The organism is Chromohalobacter sp. HP20-39 (assembly GCF_033052815.1).
GTDB lineage: Bacteria > Pseudomonadota > Gammaproteobacteria > Pseudomonadales > Halomonadaceae > Chromohalobacter.
This window is the reverse complement of sequence record NZ_JAWHTP010000194.1, coordinates 1-419: the sequence shown is the minus strand read 5'-3', so window position 1 is coordinate 419 and position 419 is coordinate 1. Positions and strand designations below refer to the sequence as shown.

Below are 419 nucleotides of genomic sequence, written 5' to 3'. Positions count from 1 at the left end.
CTGCCGATTGGTGTGCGGTGGTTATGGGGGGCGCGTTGGTTCCTGTTCTTTTCCGCACCATGGGGATTCTCGGCGAATGCCTTGGTTTTCATGCCAGCCGGCATGCTTATGATGGTTGCCCCTTGGCTGATGGGGTTGCGAATTCGGCGTGAACCTGCCTCGCTGGCGCCGTTTGCGTTGACCGTGGCGGTCTGGCTCTGCGTGCCGTCCTACGCAGCCAATACCGGGCTTCTGTGCGAGCGGTTCGCGCTCTTCATCCTGCCGTTCTATGCGCTGATGTTTGCGTCTGCGGACTGCGCGAATGCCACACGCTCAGACAGCGCGAGGCGCGCAGTGCTCTACCAGACCGTGCTCGCGCTGGCCTGCGTACTCTTCCTTGGCAGCAAGGCGAATCGCACTCTGGAATTTGCAGCAGAAAG

General features: G+C 61.1%; 1 protein-coding gene. It reads left to right on the top strand.

The annotated features are described in order from the left end of the window. Nucleotides 1–177: 177 nt before the first annotated feature. Nucleotides 178–419: hypothetical protein (locus RVY79_RS17590; protein ID WP_317465782.1), on the top strand; the 242-nt coding region annotated here is incomplete at its 3' end.